Below are 24,166 nucleotides of genomic sequence, written 5' to 3' on the forward strand. Positions count from 1 at the left end.
AGCCCACCGACCCCGCGCACGCCCTCCGGAAAGGAACCCGTATGTCCCTGAGCCGCCGCACGGCACTCACCGTCACCGCCGCCGCCCTCGCCGGTACCGCCCTGTCGGCCGGACCGGCCGCGGCGAGGGGCACCGCCCCGTCCGCCGGCCGGCGCGTCCTGTTCGAGGACGACTTCTCCGGCGGCTTCGCCACCAGTGGCCCGGGCGCCCGCTGGACCGGGATCCCCTTCGGCGGCGGCGTCGGCGAGGACGCCGTGGCCGACACGTCCGGGCGCGGCCTGCGCCTCGCGGCGAAGGGCCGCAACCCGCGCACCGGCGAGCCCGCCTACACCCTGACCCTCGGCCAGCACGAGCCGAGCGGTCTGCCCGGCTCGCTCGACCACGTCAAGTGGCTGTCGTACCCGGACCAGCACACCGCCGACGGCCTGCTGGGCTTCACCGCCGAGCCCGGCCGCCTCCTGGTCGCCGAGGCGCGGCTGAGTGCCACCACGTACGGTACGGCGGCCCACCCGTTCGGCTCCGCGGTCGCCGATCCGCACGACGACCTGCGGCTCGCCATGGCCGGACTGCCCGCGGAGGACCAGGAGACCGGCATCGCGGTCGACTTCTTCTTCACCGACAGGACGGTGTACGCGTTCTACGAGCGCCTCCCCAACCACCGTGACACCCTCGGTGACTACGCGGCTTTCACCTACGCCGTGCCGGTCGCCCGCCGCCCCTCGCCCACCGCCGAACACCACGTCCGCATCGCGTACGACCGCTCCCGGGGCGTGATCCGCTGGTACCTGGAGGGACGCGAGGTGTTCACCGTCGACCGGATCGGCCGGCTGCTGCCCTCCCGCCGCCACCTGCTGCTCGACCACGGGGGTACACCGGCCACGGTGACGCCGCGCCAGTTCACCTTCGGGCTCGGCCTGTTCGACGCCCTCGACGGGGCCCGGCCCGGCGTGCCCGGCTCGGGTCTGGTCCGGCTGACCACGGAGACGGGGCACTACTACGACCCGGTGCGCGGCGAGCCCACCGCTCAGAGCTTCCTCGACGACACGAGCCGTCCGGAGAACCGTCTGTGGGGTCAGGGCGCGGCCCTCGGCGTCCGCAGGTTCACCGTCTTCACCCGGAACGCCGGCTGACGGGTGCCGCCCGCCGTCGCTCCGGGGCGGCACCACCACCGACCACCGTCCCACCCCCCCTCGACGGCGTCGGCGGCCCGGCGCAGCCGAGGCCGGGCCGCCGACGCCGTCCCTCGCCGTCCCCGAGGAGTTCCGTCATGCCGTCCCCTTATGACTTCGACCCCGAACTCGCCCCGGAAGCACCGGGGATGCGGCCGCTGGACTACGCCGATCCCGAGTCGGCCCGGGCGGTCATGCGCCGGGTGATGGCCAAGCAGCCGCACTACGAGCACCTCGACCGGGTCCGGGTGAGCGACCGGGTGCTGCCCGTCGACGGCGGCCCCCGCCTCACCGTGCGGGTGTACGCCCCGGCAGCCCGGAGGGGTGACCCGCTGCCCGCGCTCCTCTTCCCGCACTGGGGCGGGTTCGTCACCGGAGACCTGGACACCCCGCGCGCGTTCGCCGCCCGGATCGCGGACCAGGTGGGCGCGGTGGTGGTCTCGCCCGACTACCGGCTCGCCCCCGAACACCCCTTCCCGGCCGGCCTGGACGACTGCTGGGCCGCACTGGAGTGGACCCGCGCGCACGCCGGTGAACTGGGCGTCGACCCGGACCGGATCGGTGTGGGCGGGTTCAGTGCGGGCGGTGCGCTGGCGGCGGGTCTGGCACTGCGCGCCCGCGACACCGGCGGTCCGCGCATCCGCTACCAGTACCTGCTCTTCCCGCAGCTCGACGACCGCCTGGAGACCGTCTCCGCACGGGAGTTCACGGACACCCCGGTGCTGGACCGGGCCGCGCTGGTGCTCAGCTGGAAGCACTACACCGGCTCCGGACCGGCCTCCCCCCTCGCCGCCCCGGCCCGTGCGGAGGACCTGTCGGGGCTGCCGCCCGCGTTCGTCGGGGTGTGCGCGTACGACCCGCTGAGGGACGAGGGAATCCACTTCGCGCACCGGCTGATCAAGGCGGGCGTGTCCACCGAACTGGTCCACTACCCCGGGACGTTCCACGCCTCCGTCGGCATCGGGCACGCCGACGTGTCCCGCCGGATGGTGCGCGACCAGATCGACGCGCTGCGCCGCGGACTGCGGGCCGACTGAGCGGACCCGGCGTACCAGGACGCGTGCAGGAAGAGAGAAGAGGGTGCCCCGGGGATGCGAGTCCCCGGGGCACCCTCTTCGTGCGCCGTGCCGGTGTCAGGCGGCCGTGCGCTCCCGCGCGGTGCGCAGCAGCAGGGCGTGTTCCGCCACCCGGCGCCCGAGGTGGGCCGCGGTGAGCAGGTCGCCCTTACGCATGGACTCCGCACCCTGGTCGCCCGGGCACTGGCCCATGGCGCCCAGCCAGCCGCCTAGCCGGTTCAGGTCGTTCTCCGTGTCACCGGGCAGCAGGTCGAGGTTCACCCAGTGCATACCGTGCTGTGCGGCGAGCACCGTGAAGTACTGGAGCGTGTTCAGCTTGTCGCCGCTCATCGCGCCGGACGTGGTGAACCCGGCCGCCACCTTGTCCTTCCACGCCAGCCCGTACCAGCGGCCGCTGGTGGCCGCGGCGAAGGTGTGGAAGGCGGGGCTCGCCGAACCCATGTAGGTGGGTGATCCGAAGATGATCGCGTCGGCGGCGTCGAGCCGGGCCCAGTCCTCCTCGGTGATGCCGTCGACCTTGACCACCTCGACCGCGGCGCCCGCCACGGACCTGATGCCCTCCTCGACCCCCTCGGCCATTCTCGTGGTGTGCCCGTACCCGCTGTGATAAGCGATGGCGACGGATACCGGGTTCTCGGACATGCGTTTCCCTCCGGACAGCCAAGAATTGTGTGGGTGAATACCCGCCCGATCTCCGCTGCCGCGGCCCGGGCACGCTTCCAGGCTGTCAGCAATAGCTGCGCCGGGGGACTGCTCCTTCGGCTAACAGAACCTGCCCGAAGGAGTGGTCGGCGGACTGGCCCGCCGGAATTCCGGTCATGAGGTCCTGTTGCAGCGTCTGCAGTTCCGGTGCGGGTTCGATGCCCAGTTCCGTGTCGAGTATGCGACAGAGATTTCGGTAGGCCTGGATGGCCTCGGCCCGCCGTGCGCTTTTGTAGAGGGCCCTGATCAACTGGGCGTGGAAACTCTCGTTGAGGGGGTTCTCCGCGACCAGCAGGCGCAGGCGCGGGATGATCTCCTGGTGGCGGCCCAGCCGCGCGCAGGCCGCGATGTGCAGCTCGTGCGCGGACAGTCGCAGCTCGTTGATGTAGGTCAGGTGGGCGTCGAGCACCGGCCCCGTGATCATTCCGGCCAGCACCGGGCCGCGCCACAGAGCGAAGGCCTGGTCGAGCAGCCCGGCGGCCCTCTGCGCGTCACGCTGGTCGAGCGCGGTACGCGCGCGGTTGACCAGGCCTTCGAAGACGACGCTGTCGACGGAGTCGCCGGGCACCTCGATGCTGTAGCCGGCCGGCCGGGTCACCAGGACGGACTGGCGGCCGGGGCCGATGCCGCAGAGCTTGCGGGCGTGGTAGATGTACGTCTGCAGGGTCGTCAGCGCGCTGCGCGGTACGTTCTCCCCCCACAGCTCCTCGATCAGTGTGTGGGCCCCGACGGACTCGCCGTTCTGCACGACCAGCAGTCCCAGGAGCTGGCTGACTTTCGACCTGGTCAGGGTCGTCGGCCGGCCATTGTTCAGTACTACTTCGAACTGTCCCAGCAGTTTGAACTTCAATTTCTTTCCCCCTGTTTTTCGAGCGCGCGAAATGGTCCGCCGAATCGTGCAAACGATCTCCGTCCGCTACGGATGATGGAGGTGACGTCGGATGTGGCGAGAATGATTCGCGGTGCCCCCGTGCGGCCGTCCGCGTACACCTGGTGGTCCAGTCCACGTCTATTTTGAACGGTATAAGAGCAAACGCAATCAATGCCAGCGGCTCAGAAGTGATCGGCGTCACACTAGCCGTGAACTGCTCTCATTGACGGGTGGATTCACCGGCGCCCGGAACGGTCTTCACAAAATATCGACGAAAAGGCGTACGAATTTCCGCTCGGTTCCCGTCCGCCAAGCGGAATCAGCCCGCGGGGGAACCCGCCGCGACGCTGACCAGATGTCCGGTGGCGGTGAGATGGGTCGTGAACCGCGACTCCACGGGCCGCACCGGCTGCCCCCGGTCGTCGGTCAGCACCGCCGTACGGCCCAGCAAGCGGAATCCGAAGCCGGTGAACGGCAGCCGCAGTCCGGCCCCGAGCGCCTTGGCATGCGCTTCTTTCAGGGTCCACAACCGCAGTAGTACGGCAGGATGTTCGGCCGGCGGCAGACCCGCCAGCACTGCCCGTTCGCGGGGTGTACAGATACGGCGCGCGAGTGTCTCCACCCGCACCGGCCGGTCCGCACGCTCCACGTCCACCCCCACCGGCACGCCGCCCGCACCGAGCGCTAGCGCCAGCCGGTTCCCGGTGTGACTCAGACTCACCTGGAGGTGGGCGTACCCGCGCAGCCGGGGCCGGCCGCCCGGATCACGGGTGAGTTCCAGGAGAAGCGGATCGACCCCGAGGACGGACCCCGCCACGCATCTGACCAGCCGCCGGGACGCCACGAGCCGCCGCCGCACCGGCGCGGGAAGCGGTCCGGTCAGCCGCCCGCGCTCGGCGCCGGCCCACAGCGCGGCCTCCTCCGCCCGGTCCACGGCCCAGTCCGCGGCGTCCGCGTGCACGGCCACATCGCCGTACCGGGCGAGCGCCGCCCGCACCGGTCCCAAGGAGTCCGCCGGCGCCACGGCTACCAGCGGCGTCACGCCACGGCGCATCGCAGCACGTCCGCCCGCCATGCCGTGCGCGCCGCCTCGGACACCGGCAGATCGAGCCGCACGGAGAGCCGGCACAGGGCCCCGCACAGGCGGGCGCGACGGGCGCCGACGCCGAGGGTGCTGTCGTGGACACCGGCACCGTGGGGGCGCCAGCCGTCGGCACAGGCGGCCGCTGCGGTCAGCAGGGCGTACCGCTCGGCGGGACCGTACCGCAGGTCGGCGGCCGGCTCGCGGGTCACGGCGGTGGCCAGGCGGCGCCGCTCCTCCTCCAGCCCGCCGACCAGTTCCGGCAGCGGAGGCGGCAGCGCGCGGTGCCGTACGGCGGTGAGCGGGTGGGCCAGACGGTCCTCGCCCGCCGCGAGGCGGTCCATCCGCCGGGCGAGCCGCCCCCACACCTGCGGCGAACGTTCCCGCGCCGCCCGTACCAGCACCCGCCGCCGGCGCCGGTATTCGACCGCCGCGGGCTCGGGCCGGTGCAGCCCGGCCCCGAGAGCGGCCGCCAACCCGCCGACGCCCTCCAGCAACAGCAGCGGGACCAGGCACTGCGCCGCGGCCGACCGGTCACCCCCGTCGTGGCGCAGGAGCCGGTCGCAGATCCACAGGTCGAGGTAGCAGGCGCCCACGGCGTCCGCCGGGATCCGGCCGAGGCGACCGGTGTCCGGCCCGCCCACGGCCCCGACGACGACCTCCAGCGCCGCCTCCGCGTGTTCGACCAGCCGCCGGGGCTCCAGCGGACCCAGCCCACCGGGCACCACCCTCAGCCCGTGGGACCGGGCGCCTCCCGTCCGTGCGGGTCCCCCGCCGGCCGCCCGTGCCCGCCGGTCGTCCGTGCCCATGGCCCACCGCCCCTTCCACAGCCCCCGTTGGGTCCTCAGCGTGGGAGACCGGCATCGCGGGCGGCTGGGAGGCCACCGGAGCGCCGCTGGACCGCTTCCAGCGGCCTCCAAGACGGTGGCCGCACGATGCCCGGGACCACGTCACACGCACTTCGAGGAGACGACTGCCATGGCAACCCTGGACATCGAGGACCTGCGCCGCATCCTGGTGGACTGCGCCGGTGAGGAGGAGGGCGCCGAGGTGAGCGGTGCCACGCTCGACACCCCTTTCGAGGAGCTGGGTTACGACTCGCTCGCGCTCATGGAGACGGCGGCGGCGATCCAGGACGAATACGGGATCGTGCTGCCCGACGAGGACGTGTCCGAGGCCCGCACGCCGCGCAACCTGCTCGACCTGGCGAACGGGGCGGTCCGCACCGGCGGCTGACCGGCCCGGGCACACCCTCGGACGGGAACGGCCCCCGGCGGCAGAGGTGCCGCCGGGGGCCGTTCCCGTCGCGACGCGCGACCCGCCCCGCCCGGGCCGCGTTCAGCCCGCGCGCCGTCCCGCGCCGGCGGTCACCAGGGCACCCGCTCGGTCACGTCCCCCTCCATACCGCCGTGGAAGCCACCCGTGCCGCCCGCGCCCAGCGCCAGCCTCACGGGCACCTCGGCACCCTGCTCCACCGTGCGCGTGCCCCGGCTGAACGGCGAGTCGGCGTTCAGGTCCGTGGCGACCAGACCGGGATTGGCCGCGTTGACGCGGATCCCCTCCGCGCGCAGGGCCTCGGCGTACACCAGGGTCACCGCGTTCAGCGCCGCCTTGGAGGAGCTGTACGCGAGCAGACCGCGGGACGCCGCCGGATGACCGCCGGGATCGCTCAGCAGGCTCAACGAGCCCAGCGGGCTGGACAGGTTGACCACCCGCGGATCCTTCGAGCGCCGCAGCAGCGGCAGACAGGCCTGGGTCAGGGCGACCGCGCCGAACAGGTTCACCTCGAACGCCCGGCGCAGGTGGTCCTCGGTCACCTCCTCCACGGGCACGCCCCACTCGGTCACGATCCCCGCGTTGTTGACCAGGACGTCGAGCCGCCCGCACTCCTCCTCGATCCGCCGTACGGCCGCGTCGACCTGCTCGCGCACCGTGACGTCGAGCCGGACGAACCGCACGTCCCCGCCGGCCGGGACCGCTTCCCGCCCGGCCCGCTCCAGCTCCCGCGCCGCCCCGAGGCCCCGCTCCTCGTTCCGGGCCCCGAGGTACACGGTCAGGCCCTTCGCGGCCAAACGCCGCGCGATCTCCTTGCCGAGCCCCTTGTTGGCCCCGGTCACCAGTGCGATCTCCGTCATGCCGCCTCCACTCCTGTCAGGTCCGCCGACGCCGCCGCGTCGCGACCGTAGGCCCGGGTGAGCGCCGCGCCCAGCACGCCCGGCCCGACCGTGTACGTCTGCGTGCCCACCGCGGCCAGGGCGAGCGACGCCATGGCGCAGCCCAGCCGGGCCCGGTCCGCCTCGGGCCGGCCGCGGCTCAGACCGGCCAGGTATCCGGCCCGGAAGGCGTCGCCCACCCCCGTGGGGTCGACCGGGTGCGCCACCGGCACGGCGGGCACGACCGTCCCGTCGCCGGTGACCCGCTCGATCCGGCAGCCCCGGGCGCCGAGCGTGGTCACCCAGGTGCCGACGCGGTCGAGTACCTGCGCGCGGCTCCAGCCGGTGCGGGTGAGCAGCAGGTCGTGCTCGTACTCGTTGGTGAACAAGTGGTGGGCCCCGTCGACGAGTTCACGCACGGCGGGACCGTCGAGCCGGGCGAGCTGCTGGGCCGGGTCGGCGGCGAAGGGCACTCCGAGGGCGCGGCAGGCGCGGGTGTGGCGCAGCATCGCCGCCGGGTCGTCGGCCCCGATCAGGACGTAGTCCACGTCCCGGGCCAGGATCACCTCGGTCAGGCCGGCGCGGTCCGCCTCGGCCATCGCGCCCGGGTAGAAGGTGGCGAGCTGGTTGCCGTCGGCGTCCGTGGTGCAGATGAACCGGGCGGTGTGCCGGGTCTCGGAGACGTGCACCGCCGAGACGTCCACCCCCTGTGCCGCGAGCGCCCGGCCGTACGGCTCGAAGTCGGTGCCCGCGGCGCCGACCAGCACCGGTCGGTGCCCCAGCGCGGCCAGTCCGTGGGCGATGTTGGCGCCGACCCCGCCCTGCCGCACGTCGAGGGTGTCGGCGAGGAAGGACAGCGACACGTGGTCGAGCCGGCCGGGCAGGAACTGCTCGACGAACCGTCCGGGATAGGTGAGCAGGTGGTCGGTGGCGATGGACCCGGTGACGGCGAGGGTCCGGGGAGCGCTGCCCCGGGGCGTCGGTGCGTCCGTCATGTCAGAGCCCCGTCGCCGACAGCAGTGCGTCCACGCGGTCCGTGCGCTCCCAGGTGAAGTCCGGGAGTTCCCGGCCGAAGTGCCCGTACGCGGCCGTCTGGCCGTAGATGGGCCGCAGCAGCCCGAGGTCGCGGATGATCGCGGCCGGGCGCAGGTCGAAGACCTCGGTGACGGCCGCCTGGATCCGCTCGACCGGCACCTCCTGCGTGCCGAAGGTCTCCAGGAACAGCCCGACCGGTTCGGCCCGGCCGATCGCGTAGGCCACCTGCACCTCGCAGCGGGAGGCCAGGCCCGCCGCCACGACGTTCTTGGCGACCCAGCGCATCGCGTACGCCGCCGAACGGTCCACCTTCGAGGGGTCCTTGCCGGAGAAGGCGCCACCGCCGTGCCGGGCCATGCCGCCGTACGTGTCGATGACGATCTTGCGGCCGGTCAGGCCCGCGTCGCCCATCGGCCCGCCGATCTCGAAGCGTCCCGTCGGGTTGACGAGCAGCCGGTGGCCCTCGGTGTCCACCTTCACCCCGTCCTCGGCCAGCCGGGCCAGCACCGGCTCCACCACGTACCTGCGCACGTCCGGCGCCAGCAGCCCGTCCAGGCTGACGTTCGCCGCGTGCTGCGAGGAGACGACCACCGTGTCCAGCCGGACGGGCCGGTCACCGTCGTACTCGATGGTGACCTGCGTCTTGCCGTCCGGGCGCAGGTAGGGCACCGTGCCGTCCCGGCGCACCTCGGCGAGGCGGGCGGAGAGCCGGTGCGCGAGGTGGATCGGCAGCGGCATCAGCTCGGGCGTCTCGTCGCAGGCGTAGCCGAACATCAGCCCCTGGTCGCCCGCGCCGCCGGTGTCGACCCCCTGGGCGATGTCGGGCGACTGGGCGCCGATCGACACGGACACCCCGCAGGACGCCCCGTCGAACCCCTTGGCCGAGGCGTCGTACCCGATGCGCAGGACCGTGTCCCGGACGAGCCGGGCGACCGGCACGTACGCCGTCGTGCCGACCTCGCCGGCGACGTGCACCTGACCGGTGGTGATCAGGGTCTCGACGGCCACGCGGGCGGCGGGGTCGGCCGCCAGCAGGTGGTCCAGGACGGCGTCGCTGATCTGGTCGGCGATCTTGTCGGGGTGCCCCTCGGTGACGGACTCCGAAGTGAACAGACGTGTGGACACGGCTCTCCTTGGGTTGCAGCGGCTGCTGACTGCGCGCAGTGTGCGAGGTCCCGGTCGAGGACCGCTTGGAGAGCCGAGGGAGGCCGGGCCGGCCTGCCGGGCCGGGCGGGTCGGACTCAGTCGCAGGCCCGGAGGAATTCGACGAGGGCCGCGTTCACCTCCTCCGGGCGTTCCTGCTGGGTCCAGTGCCCGCAGCCGGCCAGTTCGAGGGGCGGGCGCCACAGGCTGGGCATCAACTCGGGCAGCTGGGAGATGAGTTCGGGCGTGCCGGGGAAGGCGGGCACCACGTCCCGGTCGCCGTACACGTACAGGGCGGGCCGGTCCACCACGGCACCCTGCCACGGAGCGGTGAGCTCCCAGTTGCGGTCGAGGTTGCGGTACCAGTTGAGCGCGCCGGTGAAGCCCTGCGAGAAACTCTCGGTGAGGGCGTCGAGATCCTCCTCGGTGAACCACCGCGGCAGCACCTCGGGATCGGGCATGGTCGCGAGCCAGCCGCGCTCGGGGTCGACGAGCGGCTGCCCGCCCTCACCGGCGTCGGGCGCGTCGCCGGAGGCGAAGAAGATGAACTTCCGCAGGGCGGTGCGCGGGTCCGCCCCGAACTCGGCGTCGGCGACACCCGGACGGGCGAAGTAGTTCCAGTAGAACCGGCCGCCGAACATCTCCTCCATGGTGGCGAGCGGTGGCCGCGCCCCGCGGAACGGGGGCGGCACACTGAGGCCCGCCACCCCGCGCACCACGTCCGGTCGCAGCAGCGCGGTGTGCCAGGCGACCGGCGCGCCCCAGTCGTGCCCGACGACGTACGCCCTCTCCTCGCCCAGCGCCCGGACCAGTCCGACGACGTCGCCGACCAGATGGAGGATGGTGTACGCGCCGACGTCCTCGGGATGGTCGCTGCGCCCGTAGCCGCGCTGGTCGGGCGCGACCACCCGGAAGCCGGCGTCGGCCAGCGGGCCGAACTGGCGGTGCCAGGAGTGCCAGGACTCCGGGAAGCCGTGCAGGAGCACCACCAGCGGGCCGTCGCCCTGTTCGGCGAGGTGCAGCCGGATGCCGTTCACGTCGACCATGCGATGCCGGACCATGGGCCCGAGCGTACGGCCGTGATCACGGTGCGACGGTGTCCGGCGCGGGCCTGTCGCGATTCCGTCCCCGTTCGCCCCACGGGCACCGTCCACGGTGCCGGTCGGCCCCGGGGACGCCGTCAGCGGTCCCGGCCTACAGCGGAGCGGGGGAGGAGGCGCCCGCGATCAGCAGGCGCGGGGTTCCCGATCCGTCCGCGGGCACGCTCCACAGATCGCTGCCGCCGATCTTCCCGTCGCTGGGCAGGGCGTAGGCGAGGGTGTGGTCGTCCAGCCAGGTGGCCTGGTCGTCGACGCTGTGGCGTTCGGCGAGCGCGGTCTCGCGCAGCGTCCTCAGATCGAGGACGTACTCGTGCCAGAGGTTGGTGCGCGACAGGATCCGCTTCTTGAAGGCGACCCGCGTCCCGTCGGGGGACAGCGAGGGGCACTCCACGTTCTCGACCAGCGTGGTGACCGTACGCCGGGACAGCGAACCCCGCACCAGATAGGTGCGGTTGGCGGTGTTGAGGGTGGCGTAGAACGTGTCGTCGTCCGCGGCGAAGGTGACACCCCAGAAGTTGACGTCGGACGCGTGGTACGGCTTGCCGTCCCTGACGATCGCGAACGTCTCCAGGCTGGGGGTCAGCCGCATGGTGCGGGTGTCCAGGATGGAGGTCCGCGTGGAGAAGAAGGCGGACGAGTAGGACTCGCCGGAGACGAACACGGTCCAGGCGGCGAAGCGGCCGCTGGGCGAGACCCGGGCCCGGCTCGGGTTGCCTGCGAGCGGGAAGGTACGCACGGTGCGCAGACCGGCGTCCAGGAGCAGGGCCCGGTTGCTCTGCTTGAGCACCCCGGGCACGGACTGGAGGCAGACGCCGGTGCCGGCCGCGGCGTAGAAGCGCGCGCACTTCAGGTTCGCGGCGGTCCGCCCGGAGTCGGGGTCGCCGGCCGGGACGGACGCGACCGCCGTGCGGTGCGGGCCCGCGGCCGCGTTGACGAACATCAGGCGGCCCTTCTGATCGAGCGACACCTTGCCCGCGTTGACGCCGGGACCGCCCGACCGCGGCTGGTTCGCGCGGTCCGCCCGTGCGGCCGCGTGCAGGACGATGCCCGTGCCCACGCCCGCGAGGAGCAGTACCGCCGTGACGAGTACGAGCAGGCGGCGGGCCAGCGGTGTCATCCGGTTCCTTGTCGTCTTCGTGGTCATCGCGCACCGCCGGCGGGCCGGAGCACCATGCCCGCGACGGCGGCGCAGCACAGCAGGCCGACCGCCGATCCGGCCAGCGCCGGGCCGTCCCCCCACACCGTCCAGGCGGCGCCGAAGGCCAGCGAGCAGCAGAACCGGGCCAGCGCCTGGCTGGTGCCGACGACGGCCAGGCCGGTCGCACGCAGCCGCTCGGGCACGACGTCGGCGAGGGCGGCCGGCAACACGCCGTCGGTGGCGGCGTAGAACGTGCCGTGCAGGGCGAGGACGAGAAGGGGAAGGACGGGTGTGGACGGGGTCCACAGCAGCAGGGCGTAGGCGGTGAGCAGACCGGCGTGCCCGGCGAGGAACACCGTGCGCCGCCCGATCCGGTCGGCCAGCGCGCCGACGGGCACGGCCAGCAGCAGGAACACCGTCGCGGTGCCCAGCGGCAGCAGGGTGAACCACTCGTCGCCGATGCCCGCGCGCCGTTGCAGGAGCAGATAGACGAAGGCGTCGCTGACGGTGGTCAGGCCGAGCAGCGCGGCACAGCCGGCGAGGGCCCGCAGCCGAGGCAGCCGCAGCAGCGCCAGCGCCTCGCGGACGCGGACCGGCTGCCTCTGTTCCTCCGCCTCCGGCGCGCCGCGGCGCCTGCCCGGTACGAACAGCACCAGCACGAGTACGCCGAGCACGGCGACGCACGCGCTCACCCCGAACACGGCGTCGTAGCCGTCGGCGGCCGTGCGCAGAATGAGGAAGGCGGCCAGCGGGCCGAGCATGGCGCCGGTGGTGTCCATGGCCCGGTGCACGCCGAAGGCCCGGCCCTGGTTCGCGGACGGTGTGGACAGGGAGATCATCGCGTCCCGCGGGGCGGTGCGCAGACCCTTGCCGGTCCGTTCCAGGGCGAGGACCGTGCCGAGCGTGCCGACGCTGCCCGCGAGCAGGAGCAGCGGCTTGCACAGCGCGGACAGGCCGTAGCCGAGCCCGGCCATCAGCTTGTGGTTGCGCACCCGGTCGGCGAGGTGGCCGCCGGTGAGCTGGACGAGCGCGCTCACACCGTTGTAGACGCCGTCGAGGGTGCCGAATCCGAGGGGGCTGAAGCCGAGCCGGGTGACGAGGTAGAGCGGCAGGACGGCGGTGACCATCTCGGAGGAGACGTCGGTGATCAGGCTGACCGTGCCCAGCACGAGCACCACGGGGGCGACCCTGCGCGCCGGGCCCCGTCCCCGGGCGGTCCCGGTGTCCGCGTCGCGAGGGGTGGAGCGGTCGGTGAGGTACATGTTCAAGGACTCCGGTGCGGTGCGGTCAGTTCTGCCGGCTGCTCTCGTCCCGTAGCCAGGTCCCGAAGTCCTCGGCGCGGATGGCTTTTTCGGCCTTCCGCCGGGCGACGACCGCAGCGGCGACGAAGACGACGACGCCGGCGAGGAGCCTCGGCTCCGCGCGGAGCAGCTCCGCCAGGTCCGCCTTGCTCGTCCGCGCCGAGCCCTGCACCGGAGACTGGTGCCGCTCCACCTGGGCGGTGGACACCGCGGCCCGGATGCGTCGCCTGATCAAGTCCGGCCAGGTGCGCGGCGGGTGGACCACCACCCCCGCCTCGCGGACGACGAGCCGTTCCCCGGAGGTGAACGCCAGGGAGGCGGCCAGGTCGTCCGCCATCAGCGGCGGCAGTGCGGCGATCCGGTCGTGGCCGGCCTTGGAGACCGCGATGACGCCCCGGCCGAACAGCCCCTCGCGCACCGCGGGGAGCCGCTGCCACACCTGGTAGTAGGCGCGCACCCGCCAGGCGCAGCCGGCCAGCGGGACGCGGCGATCGGGGGCGGTGGCGAGGACGCCCGAGGCGTCGTCGCGCAACGGTCCGGTGAGTGCCCGTACATCGGAGGCCGTGAGGACGACGTCGGCGTCCACGTAGACGCGCGGGAAGCCCTGGGCGTGCTCGTCCCCGGCCCGCAGGGCGGCGTGCTTGGAGGGGACGGGGATCTCGATCACCCGTACGCGCGGGCCCCGTTCGGCCGCGATCCGGGCGGTGTCGTCCGTGCAGCCGTTGCACACGACCACGATGTCGGTGGCGTCGTCGGAGGGATCGGTCAGCAGCGCATCGAGGAGCCGGCCGATGACACGCGCCTCGTTGTGCGCGGGTATCACGATGCTCGTCACCTGGGCAGTATGCAGTCGTCATCACCCGTGCGCCGAGTGTTTCGTCCAACTGTTCCCGCGACTGCGTCCAGTGGTCTAGATTGATGACCGCCGGACCGGTTTGGGAGGGGGAAGCGGCCTTGGCGGTACGCCAGGGCGCAGCCTTGTGAACCGGGTCAGGATCGGCGCTACGCACCATGCGGGGGGCATGAGGCGGTTGGGGAACCGTCGAAGCTCCCTCATTTTCCAGTGCCGTTGTGTGGAGGAGACACAGCGGTGCTGATCCAGCCCTGACCGGGGACTGGCTGCCGAATGCATCGGTTCGGTTCGGTCAGGGGATCGCCGCGTATGTGGTGGGGGGGGCATGACCATTGAGGTCACGCATGAGCAGCTGGTTGTGGAACGGAGCATCCCGGATGCTCGCCGAAGACGCTGGGAACGGAAGTACCGGATAGTCCTGCTGGCCGCGGACGGCCTCGCCGCCGTCGCCGCGGCCTTAACGATCCACGCGGTGTACGGCCGCTGGACGGTAGCCCTGGTGCTGCCGCCGATGTGGATCGTGACCATGGTGGCCCACCGCTGCTACGACCGCGGTGCCCTCGGCCGGGGGTCCGAGGAGTACGTACGGGTGCTGCGCGGTGCGGTCGCGCTGCCGGCTCTGGCGGCCTGCGTGCACTGGCTGTTCACGCACGACTGGGGGCTTCTCCATGACATGATCATGGCCGCCGTACCGGCCGCCGCCTTCGCCCTGCCGGTCCGCTACGCGCTCCGCCGCCGGCTCTACCGACGCTGGGCGCGAGGCCGGGACCGCAGCACGACGCTTCTCGTCGGGCCGTCGCACTCCGCCGCGGCACTGCTCGCCGCCCTGCGGCGCGCCGGTGGCGTGCACGAACTCCAGGTCGCCGGTGTGTGCCTGAGCGATCCGGAGAACGCCGCCGGGATCCGCGAGCTGGGCCTTCCCGTCGTCGGCGGCGTCGGCGACATCGACGACGTCGTCCGAGCCCTGGGCGTCAGCACCGTGGTGGTGCTGCCCGCGCCCGAGTTCGACGCCTCCGTACTGCGCCGGATGTCCTGGACGGCGGCCGTGCAGGACGTCGACTTCCTGCTCGCCCCCGTACTCGCCGACGTGTCCGCCCCCCGGCTGACCGTACGGCCCATCAACGGCGTGCCGTTGCTGCGCATCCAGGCACCCAACCTCTCCCCGATGTCCCGGCTGCCGAAGGAACTGCTGGACCGTTCGCTCGCGGCGGCGCTCCTGCTGTTCCTCGCCCTGCCCATGCTGCTGATCGCCCTGATCGTCCGCCTGGACAGCTCCGGGCCCGCCCTGTTCAGGCAGCAGCGGGTGGGCCGGTACGGCGACCACTTCACGATGCTCAAGTTCCGTACGATGCGGCCGGATTCGGAGGACCTGAGGGCGGAGCTGGAGCACCTCAACCAGAACAGCGACGGGCTGCTGTTCAAGGTGAAGGAGGACCCGCGCGTCACCCGCGTCGGATCCTTCCTGCGCCGCAGTTCGCTCGACGAACTGCCCCAGCTCATCAACGTGGTCAAGGGCCACATGTCCCTCGTCGGACCGCGCCCGCCGCTGCCCGACGAGGTGGAGGAGTACACGCCGGAGGTCAAACGCCGGCTGCTGGTGAAACCCGGCCTCACCGGGCTCTGGCAGGTGAGCGGCCGCTCGGACCTGCCCTGGGACGAGGCGGTCCGGCTCGATCTCGGCTACGTCGACAACTGGTCGATGAGCCTCGACCTGGTGATTCTGATGCGCACCGGCTCGGCCGTGGTGCGGGGAACAGGGGCCTACTGATGAACCGCAAGGAGAAGGACACGGTGAGCGGCACCACGGAGCCGTTGGGCGTCGCGGTCGTCGGGGCCGGCTACTGGGGCCCCAACCTCGTGCGCAACTTCCAGGCCAGCGACCGGTTCCGGCTGCGCTGGCTGTGCGACCTGGACGTGGACCGGGCCCAGCGGGTCCTCGGTGGCTACTCGACCGTCCAGGCCACCGCCGACTACGAGGCCGTCCTCGCCGACCCCTCCGTGGCCGCCGTCGCCGTGGCCACACCCGCCGGTACCCACCTCGACATCGCCCTGGCCGCCCTGCGCGCCGGCAAGCACGTCCTCGTGGAGAAACCGCTCGCGGCGACCTACGCCGACGGCCTGCGCCTGGTGACCGAGGCGGAGGAACGCGGACTCACCCTGATGTGCGACCACACCTACTGCTACACCCCCGCCGTGGGCCGCATCCGCGAACTGGTCCGCTCCGGGGAACTCGGCGAGATCCACTTCGTCGACTCGGTCCGGATCAACCTGGGGCTCGTCCAGAAGGACATCGACGTCATGTGGGACCTCGCCCCGCACGACCTGTCCATCCTGGACTTCATCCTCCCCGACACCGTCGAACCGGTGGCCGTCGCCGCCCACGGGGCGGACCCGATCGGCGCCGGACAGGCCTGTGTCGCCTATCTGACGCTCCAGCTCAACACCGGCGCCATCGCCCACGTGCACGTCAACTGGCTCTCCCCGACCAAGGTGCGGACCACCATGGTCGGCGGCGCCAAGCGCACCCTCCTGTGGGACGACCTCAATCCGCTCCAGCGCGTCTCCGTCTACGACCGCGGGGTGGACCTGGCCGCGCCCCAGGAGATCGGCGCGGACGAGCGCCGGGAGATGCTCGTCTCGTACCGCTCCGGCGACATGGTCGCCCCGGCCATCGGCGAGAAGGAAGCGCTGCGCAGCATGGTCGACGAGTTCGCCGACGCCATCCGGCACCGGCGCGCCCCGCTCACCGACGGCCGGGCCGGGCTGCGCGTGCTGGACATTCTCGAAGCCGCCTCCCGGAGCCTGGAGTTCCGCGGCGCGGTCGTCGGCCTCCGCGCCGGGCATTGACAGTTCCACCCACCGAGAGGGCAGTGCAGTTGAGCAGCGTACGAGGCAAGAAGATCCTGGTCACCGGAGGGGCGGGCACCATCGGCTCCAACCTCGTCGACCTCCTGGCCGAGGGCGGTGCCCGCGAGATCGTCGTACTCGACAACTTCGTGCGCGGACGGATGGGCAACCTCGCCCGGGCCCTGGGCAGCGGTGTCGTGGAGGTCGTCGAGGGCGACATCCGCGACGCCGCCACCGTACGGAAGGTCACCGAGGGCGCCGACCTGGTGTTCCACCTCGCCGCGATCCGCATCACCCAGTGCGCCGAGGAACCCAGGCTCGCCAACGAGGTGATGGTCGACGGCACCTTCAACGTCCTGGAGGCGGCCGTCGAGGCCGACGTCGGCAAGGTGATCGCCTCCTCCTCGGCCTCCGTCTACGGCATGGCCGAGGAGTTCCCCACCACCGAGCGCCACCACCCCTACAACAACGACACCTTCTACGGCGCGGCCAAGGCGTTCAACGAGGGCATGCTGCGCAGCTTCCACGCCATGTACGGCCTGGACTACGTCGCCCTGCGCTACTTCAACGTCTACGGCCCCCGCATGGACATCCACGGCCTCTACACCGAGGTCCTCATCCGCTGGATGGAGCGGATCGAGGCGGGCGAGCCGCCGCTGATCCTCGGCGACGGCAGCCAGACCATGGACTTCGTCGACGTCAGGGACATCGCCAGGGCCAATGTGCTGGCCGCCGAGTCGGACCTCACCGACGAGGTGTTCAACGTCGCCAGCGGCACCGAGACCTCGCTGAAGGAGCTCGCCCAGGGCCTGCTGGAGGCGATGGGCGCGTCCGGTCTGGAGCCGGAGCACGGACCCGCGCGCGCCGTGAACGGGGTCACCCGGCGCCTCGCCGAGACCGGCCGGGCCGCCGAACGGCTCGGCTTCACCGCACGGATCGACCTGCGCACGGGCCTGCGGGACCTGGTGGACTGGTGGCGCGCGGAGCGCGCCGCCGACGCCGCCGGGGAGGCCGCGCGATGAGCACGGACCGCATCCCGGTGATGATCCCCTGGCTGGGCGAGGAGGAGGCCGCGGCCGCCTCCGACGCCGTGCTGTCCGGCTGGGTGGCCCAGGGGCCCCGGGTCGCCGCCTTCGAGCGGGCCTTCGCGGAGCGGGTGGGCGCCGAGCACGGCATCGCGGTGAGCTCCTGCACCACCGCCCTGCACCTGTCGCTCGTCACACTGGGCCTGGCACCCGGCGACGAGGTCGTGGTCCCGTCGCTGTCGTTCATCGCCACGGCCAACGCCGTGCGGTACGTCGGCGCCGAGCCCGTGTTCGCGGACGTGGACCCGGCGACCGGCAACCTCACCACGGCCACCGTGGACGCGGTCCGCACCCCCCGCACCCGGGCCGTCCTCGCCGTCCACCAGGGCGGGGCACCCGCCGACGTGGCCGCCCTCCGTGCCGCCTGCGCCGAGTGGGACCTGCCCCTGGTGGAGGACGCGGCCTGCGCCATCGGCTCCACCGTCGGCGGCAAGCCCGTCGGACACGGCGCGCTGCTCGCCGCCTGGTCCTTCCACCCCCGCAAGGTCGTCACGACCGGCGAGGGCGGCATGATCACCACGGACGACGCGGCATGGGCGGCGCGCCTGCGCCGGCTGCGCGAGCACGGGATGAACGTCTCGGCCGCCGAGCGTCACGCGAGCGACCGGCCGGTCCTGGAGAGCTACCTCGAGGTCGGCTACAACTACCGCATGACGGACGTCCAGGCCGCGATCGGCCTCGTCCAGCTCGGCAAGCTCGACGCGATGATCCAGCGCCGCCGCCACCTCGCGGCCCGCTACGACGCCCTCCTCCAGGACGTCCCCGGCCTCGTACCGGTCCGCGACCCCGCCCACGGCCAGAGCAACTTCCAGTCGTACTGGGTGCTTCCGGCCGAGGACTTCCCCGTCGGACGGGACGACCTGCTCGCCGCGCTCGCCGCGGCCGGCGTCTCCGCCCGGCGCGGGATCATGGCCACGCACCTCGAACCGGCCTACGCGGACCACCCCCGTGCACCGCTGCCGGTCACCGAGCGGATCAGCCGCGACTCGCTGATCCTGCCGATGTACCACACGATGACCGAGGCCCAGCAGGACCGGGTGGTGGCGGTACTGCGCGAACAGGCCCGCCCATGAACGAACTGCTGATCATCGGCGCGGGCGGCTTCGCCCGGGAGACCGCCCAGGCCGTACGGGACGCGGGCGACCTGAAACTGCTCGGGCACCTCGACGACGACACCTCCCTGCACGGCACGGAGGTGGACGGCGTGCCCGTCCTGGGCGGCTGCGACCTGGTCCACGACCGCTCCGCGGCACAGGTCGTGATCTGCGTCGGCAACCCCCGGGACTACGCCTCCCGCGCCCGTCTGGTGCGCCGGCTGGGCCTCGCCGGGGACCGCTACGCCACCGTGGTCCATCCGACGGCGGCGGTCTCCTCGACGTCGCACGTCGGCCCCGGATCGGTGCTGCTCGCGCACTGCGCGCTGACGGCCGCCGTGCGGGTCGGCGCGCACGTCGCGGTGATGCCGCACGTCGTCCTCACCCACGACGACGTGGTCGGGGACTTCGCCACGCTCGCGTCCGGCGCCCGGCTGGGCGGGGAGCGCGGCTGGAGCGCGGCGCCTACGTCGGCGCCGGGGCCCTGGTGCGGGAGGGCACGACGGTCGGCGCGTGGTCGCTGGTCGGGATGGGCAGCACGGTGCTCGGCGATGTACCGCCGGGCGAGATCTGGGCGGGGAACCCGGCGCGGCGGCTGCGTGCGGCGGCCGCGCCGGTGCTGGACGAGCTCGGGACACGGACAACGGGGGGACCGGCCACATGAACCAGATTCCGCTTGTGGACCTCAAGGCGGCCCACGAGGAAGTCGCCGACGAGGTGCGGGCCGGATTCGAACGGGTCCTGGCCGACACCGCGTTCGTCGGCGGCGAGGAGGTCCGCCGGTTCGAGCGCGAGTACGCCGAGTTCGGTGACGTCGCGCACTGCGTGGGCGTGGCCAACGGCACCGACGCCCTCGAACTCGCCCTGCGCGCCGTGGGGGTCGGGGCCGGCGACGAGGTCGTGGTGCCCGCCAACACGTTCATCGCCACCGCGGGCGCGGTGGCCAGGACCGGCGCGCGGCCGGTGCTCGCGGACTGCCTGCCCGACGGCTACCTGCTCGACCCGCAGGCCGCGCTGGACGCGGTCGGCCCGGCCACCCGCGCGGTGGTGCCGGTGCACCTGTACGGGCAGTGCGCCGAGGTGACCGGGCTGGCCGGCCGGCTGCCCGGCCGGGTGCGGGTCGTCGAGGACGCCGCGCAGAGCCAGGGCGCCACCCGAGACGGCCGGTCGCCGGGCAGCGGCGGGATCGCGGCCACCAGCTTCTACCCGGGCAAGAACCTGGGGGCCTACGGCGACGCCGGCGCCGTACTGACCGACGACGAGGAACTGGCCGGCCTCATCCGCGCGATCGCCAACCACGGCGGCGTCGCCAAGTACCGCCACGACGTGCCCGGGTTCAACAGCCGGCTGGACGGGCTGCAGGCCGTCGTGCTCCGGGCGAAGCTGGCCCGGCTCGCGGACGGCAACGCCGCCCGGCGCGCCGCCGCGGCCCGCTACGACACGCTGCTCGCCGATCTGGCCGCGGCGGGACGCGTCGTGCTGCCGACGACGGCCGCCGGCAACATCCACGTCTGGCACCTCTACGTCGTCCAGGTCGTCGGCGCCGACCGCGACGACGTCGTGGGCAAGCTCAACGCGGAGGGCATCGGCGCGGGCGTGCACTATCCCGCCCCGGTCCACCTCACACCGGCGTACCGGCACCTCGGCCACACCCGGGGCGACTTCCCGAACGCCGAGAAGGCCGCGGAGCGGATCCTGTCGCTTCCGCTCTACCCGCAGATCACCCCCGACCAGCAGCAGACGGTCGTGGACGCGCTCGCCGACGCGCTTCGAGGCTGATCGGTACCTGGCCTCACGCACCACCCCGACCGCACGGGTCGGTCCTGCACAGCACCGCTGAGAGGTACACATGAAAAAATGGAGCAGACGGATCCGGGGCAGTCGCCTCGCCGTCGTGGCAGCGTTGATATGGGCGGTGCTCCCGCTGGCCGTGCCCGCCCAGGCGGCGTCCGATCCGTGCGGCTCGGGCTCGAACCCGATCGTCTGCGAGAACTCCAAGCCGGGCAACCCCAAGTCCGACTGGTTCTCGCCCAACGCCTATGGCGACATCCAGGGCTTCTCCACCAAGGAGAGCGTGCAGGCCGGTGACACCGTCCAGTTCAAGGTCCAGTCGAAGACCTCGTACCACATCGAGATCTACCGCCTGGGCTGGTACGGCGGCGACGGCGCCCGTGAGATCTCGACCGCGGCACAGGCGGCCGTGACCTATCCCGCCAACTTCACCACCAAGCCCGCGAACTGCACCACCAAGGCCGGCACCGGCCTGGTCGACTGCGGCAACTGGCCGGTGACCGCGAGCTGGACGGTGCCCAGCGACGCGGTGTCCGGCCTGTACATCGCGAACCTGACGCAGACGGACGGAGACGGCCTGATGCCGTACCCGTTCGTCGTCCGCAAGGACTCCAGCACCTCCGACGTCGTCGTGCAGACCAGCGACCAGACCTGGCAGGCGTACAACGACTACGGCGGCCAGGACCTGTACGGCGGGGCGGGCCCCGCGCCGGACGGCCGTGCCTACGAGGTCAGTTACAACCGGCCGCTGGACATCGGCGGCGACAACGGCATCTACGGCTCCGAGTTCATGATGCTGTCCTGGCTGGAGCGCAACGGTTACGACGTCAGCTACCTCTCCGGGGTGGACGTGTCCGCCAACGGCGCGACCCTGCTGAAGAACCACAAGGTGTACGTGTCCTCCGGGCACGACGAGTACTGGACGCAGAGCCAGTACTCCAACGTGCTCGCCGCCCGCAAGGCGGGCGTCCGCGAGGCCTTCTTCAGCGGCAACGAGGTCTTCTGGAAGACGCGGCTCGCCCCGAGCATCGACGGTGCGAACACCGCGAACCGCACCATGGTCTGCTACAAGATGACCAAGATGGCGCAGGGCAACGGCATCGCCGACCCCAGCGGCACCTGGACCGGCACCTGGATGGACCCGACGAGCACCCAGTACGGGCAGACCTACCAGCCGCCGAACATCCTCACCGGCTCCATGTTCACGGTGAACGGCTACCGCAGCGACGCCATCACCGTCCCCGGTTCGTACGGCAAGAACCGGATCTGGCGCAACACCTCCGTCGCGAACCTCTCCGCCGGTCAGACCGCCACATTCCCGACCGGCACCCTCGGCTACGAGTGGGACAGCGACCTCGACAACAGCACCCGTCCGGCCGGAGCCATCGACGTGTCGTCCACGACGGTCGACATCAACGACGGCAAGCTCCGCAAGGACTGGGGCAACGTCTACGGCAACGGCACCGCGACGCACAATCTCGTCGAGTTCCGCGACCAGGACTCCGGGGCCCTGGTCTTCGGTTCGGGGACCGTGCAGTGGTCGTGGGGCCTGACCAACGTGCCCACGTACAACCCCGACGACACGGTGGTCACCGAGGACAGCCGCATGCAGCAGGCGACGCTGAACGTCCTCGCCGACATGGGCGTCCAGCCGAAGAGCCCGCAGAGCAACCTCACCGCCGCCACGGCCTCCACCGACACCACCGGCCCGGCCGTCACCGTCACCGCCCCGGCCTCCGGGGTCACCGTCCCGGCGCTGAAGCCGGTCACCGTCAAGGGCACGGCGAGCGACTCGGGCAGCGGTGTGGTGGCCCGCGTGGAGGTGTCCACCGACGGCGGATCCACCTGGAACGCCGCCACCGGACTGACCTCCTGGAGCTACAGCTGGACCCCGACCACCCCGGGCGCGGCCTCCGTCAAGGTCCGCGCGGTGGACGACAGCGTCAACATCGGCGCCGTGACCACCGTCCCGGTGACCGTCGGCCCGCAGGCCTGCCCCTGCACCGTCTGGCCGGCCTCGGCCGTGCCCGGCACCGTCAACGCGGGCGACGGCAGCTCCGTGGAGCTCGGCGTCAAGGTCCGCACCACCGCCGCCGGTTCGATCACCGGTGTCCGCTTCTACAAGTCGCCCGCCAACACCGGCTCGCACACCGGCAGCCTGTGGAGTGCCTCCGGCACCCGCCTGGCCACCGGCACCTTCACCAACGAGACGGCCTCCGGCTGGCAGCAGCTCAACTTCTCCACCCCGGTGTCCGTCAAGGCCAACACCACGTACGTCGCTTCGTACTTCGCCCCCAACGGCGGCTACTCCTACGACGGCGGCTACTTCTCCGACAAGGACGCCGGCCTGGCTCCGCTCACGGCGCTGAAGTCCGGCACCGACGGCGGCAACGGGGTCTACCACTACGGCTCGACCAGCGCCTTCCCGTCGTCGGCGTCCTCCGGCAGCAACTACTGGGTCGACGTGGTGCTGGACACCTCGACGGCCAGCACCACCCCGCCCACCGTCACCTCGACCTCCCCGACGTCCGGCGCGACCGGCGTGTCGATCACCGCGCCGGTGTCGGCCGTCTTCAGCTCGGCCGTCGACGCCGACACCCTGACCTTCACCCTGAAGGACGCGGGCGGCGACACCGTTCCCGGCGCGAAGACACTCCCCGCCTCGAACAAGGCGACGTTCACCCCGTCGACCGAGCTGGCGCTGCACACCACGTACACCGCGTCCGTCCAGGCCTCCGACCTGTGGGGCAACGCCATGGCGGACCCGGTGACATGGACCTTCACCACCAGCTCCACACCGCCCGCGGTCACCTGCCCGTGCACGCTGTGGAACTCCGCCACGGTTCCGGCCACCACCGACGTCACCGGTGACACCAACTCCGTGGAGCTGGGCACCCGGTTCACGTCCTCGGCGGCCGGCTGGATCACCGGCGTCACCTTCTACAAGGGCACCGGCAACACCGGAACCCACACCGGCAGCCTGTGGTCCGACGACGGCACGCTCCTCGCCACCGGCACCTTCACCGGCGAGACCGCGACCGGCTGGCAGCAGATGACGTTCACCACCCCGGTGGCCGTCACCGCGGACACCGCGTACGTCGTCTCGTACCACGCCCCGAACGGCCACTACGCCGTCGACGGCGGGTACTTCGCGGCGGCCCACCAGTCCTACCCGCTGACCGGCACCGCCGACACGACCGCGCACCACAACGGTCTCTACCGGTACGGCGCAGGACCGGCCTTCCCGAACAGCTCCTACGGATCGGCCAACTACTGGGTCGGGCCCGTCTTCACCGCGGACAACCCCAGTGGATCGCTGGCCAGGGCCACCTCCTCGGAGGTGACCACGTCCTCGCTGAAGCACACCGCCGACGCGGCCCACCCCCTGACCGTGACGCTCCCCGCCGGGACGAAGCTGTCGAACGTCAAGGCGACCCTGACCGTCCTGCCGGGCGCCCAGGCGGCCGCCGCCAGGAAGCTCCACGTCACGGCCGTCACCTCCTACGACCGGGCCACCCACAGGATGGCCGTCCACCTGTCCGCACCGCTGCCCGACGGCACCCGGTTCAAGGTCACGCTCTCGGCCCGGGACAAGCACCGCCACACGGTGAAGTCCCACAGCTGGACCCTGACCAGCAAGACCGTCCGCAAGAAGAAGAACTGACCGACCGCACCCACCGGTGGTGGTCCCCGTCCAGCGGGGCGGGGACCACCACCGGGGATTGGC

The 24,166-nt window shown here is 72.4% G+C and carries 21 protein-coding genes and 1 pseudogene; 10 read left to right on the forward strand and 12 right to left on the reverse strand.

The window, feature by feature from the left end; genetic code table 11:
• Positions 1-41: 41 nt before the first annotated feature.
• Both N8I86_RS35490 and N8I86_RS35495 read left to right on the forward strand, forming a co-directional pair.
• The gene (locus N8I86_RS35490) at positions 42-1,130 is read left to right on the forward strand and encodes a DUF6081 family protein (protein WP_263279689.1); all 1,089 of its coding nucleotides are present in this window, start codon (positions 42-44) and stop codon (positions 1,128-1,130) included.
• A gap of 137 nt (positions 1,131-1,267) precedes the next feature.
• Positions 1,268-2,206 (forward strand): alpha/beta hydrolase, encoded by a 939-nt coding sequence (locus N8I86_RS35495; protein WP_263279690.1) that lies wholly within the window; start codon positions 1,268-1,270, stop codon positions 2,204-2,206.
• Positions 2,207-2,302: 96 nt separating this feature from the next.
• On the opposite strand, the gene N8I86_RS35500 is transcribed toward N8I86_RS35495, so the two are convergent.
• The 4 genes from N8I86_RS35500 to N8I86_RS35515 all read right to left on the reverse strand — a co-directional run bounded on the left by N8I86_RS35500 (position 2,303) and on the right by N8I86_RS35515 (position 5,708).
• A complete protein-coding gene (locus N8I86_RS35500) occupies positions 2,303-2,887 on the reverse strand; it encodes a flavodoxin family protein (RefSeq protein WP_093471988.1) in 585 nt (194 codons plus the stop codon).
• An 85-nt stretch (positions 2,888-2,972) separates the two neighbouring features.
• A complete protein-coding gene (locus tag N8I86_RS35505) occupies positions 2,973-3,797 on the reverse strand; it encodes an AfsR/SARP family transcriptional regulator (RefSeq protein ID WP_073898016.1) in 825 nt (274 codons plus the stop codon).
• A gap of 340 nt (positions 3,798-4,137) precedes the next feature.
• A complete protein-coding gene (locus N8I86_RS35510; RefSeq protein ID WP_263279691.1) occupies positions 4,138-4,860 on the reverse strand; it encodes a 4'-phosphopantetheinyl transferase family protein in 723 nt (240 codons plus the stop codon).
• On the reverse strand, positions 4,857-5,708 hold the full coding sequence (locus N8I86_RS35515) for a hypothetical protein (RefSeq protein ID WP_263279692.1): 852 nt from the start codon (positions 5,706-5,708) through the stop codon (positions 4,857-4,859). The genes N8I86_RS35510 and N8I86_RS35515 overlap by 4 nt, the downstream gene beginning before the upstream one ends.
• 169 nt (positions 5,709-5,877) lie before the next feature.
• On the opposite strand from N8I86_RS35515, the gene N8I86_RS35520 reads away from it, so the two are divergent.
• Positions 5,878-6,135, forward strand: coding sequence for an acyl carrier protein (locus N8I86_RS35520; protein WP_073898046.1), 258 nt, complete (start codon positions 5,878-5,880; stop codon positions 6,133-6,135).
• A gap of 131 nt (positions 6,136-6,266) precedes the next feature.
• Here the strand turns inward: N8I86_RS35520 and N8I86_RS35525 are convergent, their stop codons facing one another.
• The 7 genes from N8I86_RS35525 to N8I86_RS35555 form a co-directional block, all read right to left on the reverse strand.
• Positions 6,267-7,034 (reverse strand): SDR family NAD(P)-dependent oxidoreductase, encoded by a 768-nt coding sequence (locus N8I86_RS35525; RefSeq protein ID WP_263279693.1) that lies wholly within the window; start codon positions 7,032-7,034, stop codon positions 6,267-6,269.
• Positions 7,031-8,047: a carbohydrate kinase family protein gene (locus tag N8I86_RS35530; RefSeq protein ID WP_073898048.1), complete on the reverse strand. Its 1,017-nt coding sequence runs from the start codon at positions 8,045-8,047 to the stop codon at positions 7,031-7,033. Before N8I86_RS35530 ends, N8I86_RS35525 begins: the two co-directional genes overlap by 4 nt.
• A 1-nt stretch (position 8,048) precedes the next feature.
• Positions 8,049-9,212: a methionine adenosyltransferase gene (metK, locus tag N8I86_RS35535; protein ID WP_263279694.1), complete on the reverse strand. Its 1,164-nt coding sequence runs from the start codon at positions 9,210-9,212 to the stop codon at positions 8,049-8,051.
• 116 nt (positions 9,213-9,328) lie between these two features.
• Positions 9,329-10,291 carry an alpha/beta fold hydrolase gene (locus N8I86_RS35540; protein WP_263279695.1) on the reverse strand — a complete coding sequence of 321 codons (963 nt, stop codon included), beginning with the start codon at positions 10,289-10,291 and terminating at the stop codon, positions 9,329-9,331.
• 133 nt (positions 10,292-10,424) lie between these two features.
• A complete protein-coding gene (locus N8I86_RS35545) occupies positions 10,425-11,447 on the reverse strand; it encodes a TolB family protein (protein ID WP_263279696.1) in 1,023 nt (340 codons plus the stop codon).
• A 23-nt stretch (positions 11,448-11,470) separates the two neighbouring features.
• Positions 11,471-12,730 (reverse strand): MFS transporter, encoded by a 1,260-nt coding sequence (locus N8I86_RS35550; protein ID WP_263279697.1) that lies wholly within the window; start codon positions 12,728-12,730, stop codon positions 11,471-11,473.
• Positions 12,731-12,755: 25 nt separating this feature from the next.
• Complete coding sequence (locus N8I86_RS35555; RefSeq protein ID WP_263279698.1) at positions 12,756-13,604, reverse strand: glycosyltransferase family 2 protein; 849 nt, start codon at positions 13,602-13,604, stop codon at positions 12,756-12,758.
• Positions 13,605-13,947: 343 nt separating this feature from the next.
• On the opposite strand from N8I86_RS35555, the gene N8I86_RS35560 reads away from it, so the two are divergent.
• From N8I86_RS35560 to N8I86_RS35580, 5 genes and pseudogenes are all read left to right on the forward strand, one after another.
• Entirely contained in the window at positions 13,948-15,390 is a 1,443-nt protein-coding gene (locus N8I86_RS35560) for a sugar transferase (RefSeq protein ID WP_263279699.1), read from the forward strand.
• Positions 15,390-16,469, forward strand: a complete 1,080-nt coding sequence (locus N8I86_RS35565; protein ID WP_073898059.1) for a Gfo/Idh/MocA family protein — start codon at positions 15,390-15,392, stop codon at positions 16,467-16,469. The genes N8I86_RS35560 and N8I86_RS35565 overlap by 1 nt, the downstream gene beginning before the upstream one ends.
• Before the next feature lie 23 nt (positions 16,470-16,492).
• Positions 16,493-17,491 (forward strand): NAD-dependent epimerase/dehydratase family protein, encoded by a 999-nt coding sequence (locus N8I86_RS35570; protein ID WP_263279700.1) that lies wholly within the window; start codon positions 16,493-16,495, stop codon positions 17,489-17,491.
• Complete coding sequence (locus tag N8I86_RS35575) at positions 17,488-18,627, forward strand: DegT/DnrJ/EryC1/StrS family aminotransferase (RefSeq protein WP_263279701.1); 1,140 nt, start codon at positions 17,488-17,490, stop codon at positions 18,625-18,627. Before N8I86_RS35570 ends, N8I86_RS35575 begins: the two co-directional genes overlap by 4 nt.
• Positions 18,624-18,806: pseudogene (locus N8I86_RS35580) on the forward strand (PglD-related sugar-binding protein); the annotation flags it as partial. The gene N8I86_RS35575 and the pseudogene N8I86_RS35580, both read left to right, overlap by 4 nt.
• A gap of 83 nt (positions 18,807-18,889) precedes the next feature.
• Here the strand turns inward: N8I86_RS35580 and N8I86_RS35585 are convergent.
• Positions 18,890-19,063: a hypothetical protein gene (locus N8I86_RS35585; protein WP_263280232.1), complete on the reverse strand. Its 174-nt coding sequence runs from the start codon at positions 19,061-19,063 to the stop codon at positions 18,890-18,892.
• A gap of 245 nt (positions 19,064-19,308) precedes the next feature.
• Between N8I86_RS35585 and N8I86_RS35590 the strand changes: the two genes are divergently transcribed.
• Complete coding sequence (locus N8I86_RS35590) at positions 19,309-20,427, forward strand: DegT/DnrJ/EryC1/StrS family aminotransferase (protein ID WP_073898063.1); 1,119 nt, start codon at positions 19,309-19,311, stop codon at positions 20,425-20,427.
• Between the two features lie 115 nt (positions 20,428-20,542).
• Entirely contained in the window at positions 20,543-24,103 is a 3,561-nt protein-coding gene (locus N8I86_RS35595; protein WP_263279702.1) for a DUF4082 domain-containing protein, read from the forward strand.
• The last annotated feature ends 63 nt before the right edge of the window (positions 24,104-24,166 follow it).

The sequence above is a fragment of the Streptomyces albidicamelliae genome, assembly GCF_025642175.1.
GTDB lineage: Bacteria > Actinomycetota > Actinomycetes > Streptomycetales > Streptomycetaceae > Streptomyces > Streptomyces albidocamelliae.